Origin of the sequence: Paracoccus sp. (in: a-proteobacteria) (assembly GCF_039808215.1) — a bacterium.
Classification (GTDB): Bacteria; Pseudomonadota; Alphaproteobacteria; order Rhodobacterales; family Rhodobacteraceae; genus Paracoccus.
The window spans coordinates 1-8494 of record NZ_JBDHSP010000098.1 but is presented as its reverse complement, the minus strand read 5'-3'; the positions used below and the strand labels follow the sequence as shown (position 1 = coordinate 8494).

7 protein-coding genes are annotated in these 8494 nt (G+C 57.5%); all 7 read left to right on the top strand.

Annotation, left to right across the window (positions count from 1 at the left end; all coding sequences use genetic code 11):
• Positions 1–288: 288 nt before the first annotated feature.
• Positions 289–558, top strand: coding sequence for a hypothetical protein (locus WMK75_RS17425; protein WP_036706862.1), 270 nt, complete (start codon positions 289–291; stop codon positions 556–558).
• Positions 555–872: a type II toxin-antitoxin system RelE/ParE family toxin gene (locus WMK75_RS17420; protein WP_347268857.1), complete on the top strand. Its 318-nt coding sequence runs from the start codon at positions 555–557 to the stop codon at positions 870–872. Before WMK75_RS17425 ends, WMK75_RS17420 begins: the two co-directional genes overlap by 4 nt.
• Positions 873–1013: 141 nt before the next feature.
• Positions 1014–1292, top strand: coding sequence for an SH3 domain-containing protein (locus WMK75_RS17415; RefSeq protein ID WP_347268856.1), 279 nt, complete (start codon positions 1014–1016; stop codon positions 1290–1292).
• Between the two features lie 364 nt (positions 1293–1656).
• Positions 1657–2907 (top strand): IS256 family transposase, encoded by a 1251-nt coding sequence (locus WMK75_RS17410; protein WP_347268855.1) that lies wholly within the window; start codon positions 1657–1659, stop codon positions 2905–2907.
• Positions 2908–2994: 87 nt separating this feature from the next.
• Positions 2995–5427 (top strand): Hsp70 family protein, encoded by a 2433-nt coding sequence (locus WMK75_RS17405; protein ID WP_347268854.1) that lies wholly within the window; start codon positions 2995–2997, stop codon positions 5425–5427.
• Positions 5424–6602: a 3'-5' exonuclease gene (locus tag WMK75_RS17400; protein ID WP_347268853.1), complete on the top strand. Its 1179-nt coding sequence runs from the start codon at positions 5424–5426 to the stop codon at positions 6600–6602. Before WMK75_RS17405 ends, WMK75_RS17400 begins: the two co-directional genes overlap by 4 nt.
• Positions 6603–6619: 17 nt before the next feature.
• Positions 6620–8260, top strand: coding sequence for a hypothetical protein (locus WMK75_RS17395; RefSeq protein ID WP_347268852.1), 1641 nt, complete (start codon positions 6620–6622; stop codon positions 8258–8260).
• Positions 8261–8494: the final 234 nt, after the last annotated feature.

The window sequence follows — 8494 nt, the reverse complement described above, 5'->3', positions numbered from 1 at the left end:
GGGGTAGAGCAGCCCGGTAGCTCGTCAGGCTCATAACCTGAAGGTCGTAGGTTCAAATCCTACCCCCGCAACCAGAAAATAAAACCATTACAAATGGTTAGAATCCGACAAAAACACTTGTGTATGGCCCGTGCAAAAACGAGTCAACGCCAAGTCAACGTATTGCAAGGCCCCCTGAAACCCAGGGGGCTTTTTGCATTCGGGCGCGTTCAACAGCTGCGGCGCTTCTGTCGCCATTGAAACCATCACCCCCTTGCTATATGACTCAGTCATACCTTGGAGGCGCGGATGACCGTCAAAACCACCCTCAGCTTCACCGACCGCCACCACCAGTTCCTTTCGGAAAAGGTCGGGCAGGGTGTGTTCGCGACCCAGAGCGCCGCGGTTGCGGCTGCGCTGGAACAGATGATGCAGGACGAACAGGAACGTGAGGTGGCCCTCTCTGCCCTCGCGCAGGAAATCCGTGCCCGAATGGAAACGCCGCGCGCCGCCTTCATCGACCAGGACGATGCCTTCGCCGCTGCCCGCTCGACCATCGGGGCGGCCCGTGGCGCGTGAATTACCGCATCCGATTCCACCCGCTCGTTGCGCGTGACCTCGACGCCATCGCCCACTGGATCCTCGACTATGCCGGGCCCGATGTGGCCGCCCGCAAACTGGCCGAGATCGAGGCGGCCATCGCCACGCTGAAGGCCACGCGGCACAAGGGCAGCCTCCGGGATGAGATCGCCCCCGGCTTGCGTGCAATCCCCGCTGGCCGAAAAGCCGTCATTGCCTTCGTGGTCGATGATGACGCAGGCGAAGTGCTGATCTACGCTGTCACTTATGGCGGTGCGGATTGGGTCATGCGCAGCCGTGCGAGAAGGCGATAGCGGAGCAATGTCGGCCCGGAGCCGTCCGTCGGGCTCATCCCATGCCGCGTGGCCGCATTCTCCGAATCCGGGTTGGGCACCTGCCTGCTGTCCTTTAGCGTGATGGTGTCGTAGTGATGGCAAAACGATTCAGGTCAGATAATGCGAACTCATTTTGCTGCTCTTCTCCCTCTCATGATCGCCGCCGGATGCGCGGTCGGTTCTGGGGCAGTGGTCAAGGGTGTCGGGCCAGACGATCTCCTGAAGCTCCGGGACGGCCCTGGCCTTGACCACAACATCATAATCGGCCTGCCCGACGGAACGCGCCTCACCCGCCAGAACTGCGTGACGAATAACGGTAAGGTCTGGTGCAGAGTCTCACTCACCGACAGGCCCAGTATCTCGGGTTACGTTTCGGCGGACTATCTGGCGCATCGCTGACAGCAACATTTCGGCCCTAAACCGCCGTTCATGTACCCCGCAGCGAATGGCCGGTGTGCAGCCAAGTTGCCGGTCGTGCTGGGAATGCTAAACCGCGTTTTGCGTCCCTATGACAAACGTACAGCGCATGCATTGTCGGCCTCGGCTGACTCACTTCACCACGACGGAAATTTTTTGTCACCAGCCAGATTTATCCCGCTACATTCAAGAGTTGCACGTCCACCCAGTATTAGTTGATACCTAATCTCACGTTGTGAACCCACTCTGGGGAGTAACGCACGAAAGTTGGTGATGCCCTGAGGGGCGGCATATCATGGCGGTGTTCACGCGCCGTCAATTCTCAATCGAGAAAGGGATATGCCACATGCACGACGATACCATCCCCCGACTGCCCAATCCATCGGGATTTGGGTCTGATCCATTCACCGATATCCTGCGCCATGGGGCGCGCAAGCTGATCGAACAGGCGATCCAGGCCGAGTTGACCACGCTCCTGGCCGCCTTTTCCACCGAGAAGCTTGAGGACGGACGGGCGCGCCTGGTGCGCCATGGCTACCTGCCCGAACGCGAGGTGCTGACCGGTATCGGCCCGGTAGCGGTGAAGGTGCCGCGTGTGCGCGATCGCAAGCCCGGTGAGGAGAAGATCAGCTTCACGCCGGGCATCCTGCCGCGCTACCTGCGCAAGGCAAAATCGGTCGAGGAGCTGCTGCCCTGGCTTTACCTCAAGGGCGTCAGCACCGGTGATTTCAGCGAGGCGCTGGCGGCTCTTCTGGGCCCCAACGCCAACGGGCTTTCCGCTACGACGATCACGCGATTGAAAGCCGAGTGGTGGAATGACTACGAGGCCTGGCAGAAACGCGATCTGGGCAATCGCCGCTTCCTCTACATCTGGGCCGATGGCGTCTACTTCAAACCCCGGATGGCCGAAGAAAAGCAATGTGTCCTGGTGATTGTCGGGGCCGATGAATATGGCCGCAAGGAGCTGCTGGCCATGACCGACGGGTTCCGCGAAAGCGCTGAGAGCTGGCGCGAGCTCTTGCTGGATCTCAGGCGCTGGGGCCTGAAGCACGATCCGAAACTGGCCATCGGCGACGGTGCTCTCGGCTTCTGGACCGCGCTGCGCGAGGTCTTCGCGATCACGCGCGAACAGCGCTGCTGGGTGCATAAGACCATGAACGTGTTGAACGCGTTGCCAAAATCGTTGCAAGACAAAGCCAAGGGTCATCTGCACGACATCTGGCAGGCTGAGACAAAGGCCCAGGCCAATGCCGCCTTCGATTTCTTCGTCGAGGCCTACGGCGTGAAATGGGGCAAGGCGGTCGGCAAGATGGTCAAGGACCGCGACGCGCTGCTGACCTTCTACGATTTCCCGGCCGAGCACTGGAAGCATATCCGCACGTCAAACCCGATCGAAAGCACCTTTGCGACCGTCAGGCACCGCACCAAACGCACCAAAGGATGCCTCAGCCGCAGGACCGGGCTGGCCATGGCCTTCAAGCTGATGATGTCGGCGCAGGGAAAATGGCGCAAACTCGACGGCCAGAACCGCCTGCCGGAGATCATCCAGGGGGTTGAGTTCCGCGACGGCCTCCGTCAACTTCAAGCAGCCGCCTGATCAGGCGTCACCAACTTTTGCCAATATCTCCACTCTGGGGCGGCCGTCGCCCTTTTCGAGTGGTCGAGTTTAGAGGCTGACTGCAATATGAGTGACTTTTCGACTTCCGGAGGCTGGCTGGTTGGATCACAAACTGGCTTGGCAAACCGTCTCGACACACTGAACTCCACTCAGTTTATCGGCATTGATTTTGGAACATCAACGACAGTTGTCAGCCTTGTGTTCAGGGACGAAACGGGACGAAGGATCGAAGTCCGTCCCCTCACCCTGTCACAACCGAGCCAACATGGTGGTGTCGTTCGTGACGAGATCGTCAACACCGTGCTGGCGTTTCGCAACGACACTCTTCTCTTCGGTAGAGATGCCTACAACCTCCGTTCGCGACTGACAGAAGGTCGGAACTCGTTTTCGTCCTTCAAAATGGGGCTCGGTCTGGACTTGGGGCCTGAATTTGCCGCGACGGTCCTGCCCGCCGGGCGGGTGCCAGGCATTACCGTTGAACGTCCAGCCGATGCGGCGCGTGAATTCTTCAAGATGCTCACGAAGGCCATCAACGAAGAACTGGCTCGCCTTGGATTGAACGGAGACGCACGGTTTGCATTTTCCGTTCCTGCCGCATTTCAGGCCAACCAGCGACGCGACCTGATGGCTGCCATTCGCGGTTGTGGTATCGAAGTGAACGAAAATTGCCTGATTGACGAGCCTAATGCCGCCTTCTTGAGTTATATACACGAAGTGGCCCGAGCACCTGAAGGCGGAGAACTTCTCGCCCGTGCGCGCGAACACAAGATCAGCGTTTTGGTCTATGATCTGGGCGCGGGCACCTGCGATGTCTCGCTACTGGACTTCTCGATCTCCGGCGAACGGGTGACATCACGAAATCGAGCAATTTCCAAGTTCACGGCTCTTGGAGGCGACGATATCGACCGAGAGATCGCAAGAAGTATCCTGGTCAGACAACTCCGGCAGGACGACGGCTCCGAGGTTGAGTTGAGTTCGCTCGACATTGAGGAAAAAATCCTGCCGAAGCTCGCGCCCGCCGCCGAGAAACTGAAAGTCACGATTTCCAAATTGTTGGCAGACAAGGAGGTGGGACAATTTGATAGGGCAAGAAGGCTACCTGACATGGTCTTCGAAACGCAGGCTGTATCCCCCTTCAAGATGCGCGGCAACGTGATCAGTATCAGCACGCCGTCGCTTTCTTTGCATCAGTTCCTGGACATTCTCGAACCGTTCTGCGGAGAGCGTAGCGGTGCGGATGACAAGCTGCATCTGGTCGGACCTGTTCACGATGTGCTGGACAAGGTGTCAATCGACCCCGACGAGGTGGACGCGGTGCTGTTCATCGGCGGCAGTGCGCAGAACCCGCTGATCCGGGCAGCCGTGATGGACGCCTTTCCGCCGGAAGTCCGCGAAGTCGTGCCTCGCAACCTGCGCGCCCTTGTTTCGCAGGGGGCGGCCATTCACAGCCTCGGGTTAAACGGCTTTGGCTTCGACTTCATTGCTCCGATCACCTCGGAAGCCATTTCCGTCCTGACCAAGGGCGGCACCATCGAGACGCTGATCCCTGCATCGACGCCGGTGCCTTCGGAAGCCCCGTTTGTCATCCAGCTGTCCATTCCCGAAGGTGAGCAGAGACAACTGGACGTTCCGATCTGTTCGGGCGCGCGTGATCGACTGGTCGGCATCGTGACAGTTAAGCCTGTTGGACAATCTGGATTCAAGCAGGGTGATGCTGTCACGGTCACGGGCCATTTGAGCAAAGAGAAGCTTCTCGACGTGACCGTTACGGTAGCAGGGCAGACCGCCCGCGCGGAGATTATGAACCCGCTGTCAAATGCGGCCGCGTCGCCCAGCGAGCTGGCCATGCTGAAGGCACGGCAGAAGTTCAATGAGTCAATGCTGCGTAATAACGGTCGGCCTTCGGCCGATGTCGTCAAGGCTTACAGAAAAGCTGCTGCGGATGCCGGTGAACACGAACTAGCGGCAGACCTCCTCGTTTCGCTGGAACGGATCACTCCCGGAAGTGATCATGCTACAAACATTTGCTACCACTACTCGATGGCGGGGCGTGAAAAGGCAAGCCATGAATGGGCAGGTATTGCTTACAAGCGTCGCCCCACGGCTCTGAATGCCTATAACCTTGCGTGTGGAGAGCGGGATAAAGGGATCCGGGAAAATTATCTCAGGCAAGCCCTTGAGCATGATCCTGAATATACGAGTGCGGCTGCAATGCTTGCGGGTATGATCGAGTGCCGCGATCCCGACGAAGCGAAGAAACTGCGGCAGATGGTTGTCAGGGTGCTGGAGGATGAACTTCGCTCCTCGGATACCAGTTTGCAAGAATTGCGTCGGCTACGCGAGGCCGCCCGGCAGCTCGGCAAAAGCTCTGTTGCTGAAAAGGCCAAGTCGGAGATCAAGCGCCGCGAACACGCGTTGGCAGAGCGGGGTACCGTCTTCCGCGAGGAAAACCTGGCAGAGGGGCGCGGGAAAATGATCGGACGGGAGCGGCTAATATGACTTGGTTCAGGAAAGCCGGAGAAATCAGCCCATTGCAGGTCCGAACAATCGAAATGGTTGTGGACAGGATAAGCGCGACTCCAGGGGGGAGCGCGTTCTGGGTGCAAGGTGCCGCGGGTACTGGAAAGACAATCGTGCTTTGCCACATCGCGCGACAGTTAGAGGCCAAGCAGCACAATCTGCGCATCATGTTTCTCACCTACACCCATGCCTTGAAGGGAATGATCGAGCAGGCCGTGAAAGAGGCGGGTTCCGATGCCGCGGTTTCGACATACAAGCGTTTCCTATACTCAGACAAAAGCAAGTATGACATCATTCTTCTGGACGAGGTTCAGGACGTCGACCGTCATGAGCTTGTCGATCTCAGGAGCCGGTGCAGTCACCTCGTAATTGCGGGAGATTGCGAACAGCGCATCTACGAGCCGGACAATACTGAAGAAGTTATCATAGAAACAATACCTTGTGAAAAGAGACGCCTCCTGGAGCTCTTTAGAGTAACGAAATTTATCGTAAAAGCGGTGAAGTCCATCTTGCCGAATACAATCCTGGCCGAAGGTGATGTGCAAAAGATCCGCGACGCGAGCGCGAGTGTGATACGCTTTACGAATTCTCGACAGGAAGCACGATGGGTTTTCGAAGAAGCCACGGCTATGGCTCGGCCCAAGTATCCTGCTGTTATACTACTTCCGCATCATGGCGCGATCCTGGATTTCTGCCGGGAACTTGCCATCGAAATGGATATTGCCAGCAGCGGCCCGAAGATCTCCGTTAAGAATGGCAGAATCGAAGACTACAATTGTTTGAACAAACATTTCGAATTCCACAATGTTGCGGTCAGATATTTTGGCAATGGGATCGGAGATCTGTCTAACGCGGATGGTCGGCCACTTGTATTCATCATGACCTATCACAGTTCCAAGGGGTTGGACTTTGACGTGGTCCACATGCCGTTTCTCAACTCGGACACGCAAATCGTTCGCTATAATCCAACATTTGACCGACAAGAGCTTGAGCGGAACCTGTTTTTCGTTGCCATGACCCGTTCGCGTGAGCGTCTGGTTATGAGTCACTCTGGGCAGAACCCCCACCCATTGGTAGATTTGTTGCCGCGTGATGCCGTGGTGTTCAGAGACTACCAAGAACCTGCGTTCGAAGAAGAGGAAGATCTGTTTTGACACGTCAAGAAGCTGTCGTGCTGAGCTATCTCGAATGGGTTCGGCTGATCAACACGGGCGGGATCCGCCTGGACGACCGACGAATTACCCGCTGGTCGCCAGAGAAAACCGCAGAGCAGGATGTCGTCGCCGAACTGATGCTGGGCACGCCCGATCTCGGAACCTCGGCCAACAGCTTCGTTTTGGCGATACTCGAACCGGAGGTGCTGGATCGGGTTGGTGCGAACGGCATGAACCTTGGAAAGCGACTTCCCATCGAAATGGTCCGGTCATTCCATTCCTTCACGGAAACGGCCTGTATCGTTCATGGTCATGATGCAAAGGCTGCGGATTCAGAGATCACGCTCAGTCACATGTCGAAGGGTTGGATTCGTTGGGTCGAGGCTGTCGAGAAGGAAGAGCGGGAAGCCAAAGGCGTATCTCTGACGCAGCTGTTCTCGCTCACACCAGATGACTGGTCGGCAGAATGGGTCAGGTCCCAAGAGAGCCGCATCGACTACGAGAAGATCGCGAAATCGCGGGATACGATGTATTACGGCTGGGCCTGCGTGCTCAATTCGGTCAACGCGCGGCCGAATGTCACAATCGAACTTCCCGAAGATGTCAGGGAAGAAATCCGGTGCCTCCAGAAGGACTTCAACGTCGAGCAGCCGTTCCTGGCGGCGGCGCCGTCGTTGCGCGAATTCGTGGAGGGCTTGCATGATCCCAAAGAGACACCGTCGGATCTTTTGGCCCTTGCGGCGCTGAAACAGCATGAACGCTACGTCACCAAGCGTGACGGAGCGGCCCTCGATGTCGAGGGTCTTACCGCCGACGTGAATTTCCTAAGAGAGCGGGATGCCGGATCCGCGACCATGCTGGTCCAAGTTCTGGGCGAACGTCTGCCCAGCGAAATCATACGGGCCCTCAAGAAAAGCATGGCGGGCTGGAGTGTCCCGGAAACACCTTCCGGAAACGCAGCCGACAAAGGCTCATTCGAGTGTTCTGAGGAGAAGGTTCAAATGAGGCGAACGCCACCTCAATGCGGCACCGACGAGTTGACCGGTGCCGACGGCGACGCGCGCGTAACGTCCGGCGCCGCCGGAGTCTCTGATCAGGCTTCCACTCAAGCCGTGATAGAAACAGGGATCATCGATACCCCACAGCCACCCGTCTACTCGACGGTAAGCACAGCCATGAACGACAGCAACTTCTCCCGCCCCAAGACTCTGACTGCCGCGGAGCAGCGTCAGGGTAACAACCAAGATGAACAGCCATCGCTTTTGCCTCTTTCAGTAGCTGCGGATGCGCCGGATGCGAAACCGAAAGAAGAGGATCACGCTGCGGGCACCGCTGAAGAATCTGGGCAAAGATCGCCCCAGCATGATGGTGTCGTATCCGGGATGTACGCGCCACTTCATAAATACCTTCGATCTATCGAGCCATCGAGGCAATCCGAGAAGCTCGGATTTGCGGAAATCGATAACATGCTGAATGGCAATAAAAAAATGCCTGAGGCATCGCGCAAGCGCGGCTCATTTTGGTCGAACGACGCAAAGGGGCCACAAGTGAAAGCTTGGATCAATGCCGGATTTGCCGTATCCGAGGTCAGCCTTGAAGAGGCTTGGGTGCGATTTGAAAGGGTTGAGTGCCGTCGTAATGCTGCGGGGAATGCGTGATTCTGATTCGGATGAATCACAGGAGAACGAGCGCCGCACTGGCTGTCCCAGAGCCGCGCTGCCCAACCACTTTTCCCTGACGCAGCGAGAGTCTGCGATTTCCCATTCCTGCCATTCGTCCAAGACTCAGCGAAAGCCGGCTTTCCGCCCGTTGCGACAATAGGCGGCAAGGGACACTGCCAACTTTCAGCGGCCGCTTGGGGTGCACAATTGTGGCCCTCTCGACGTGGGACG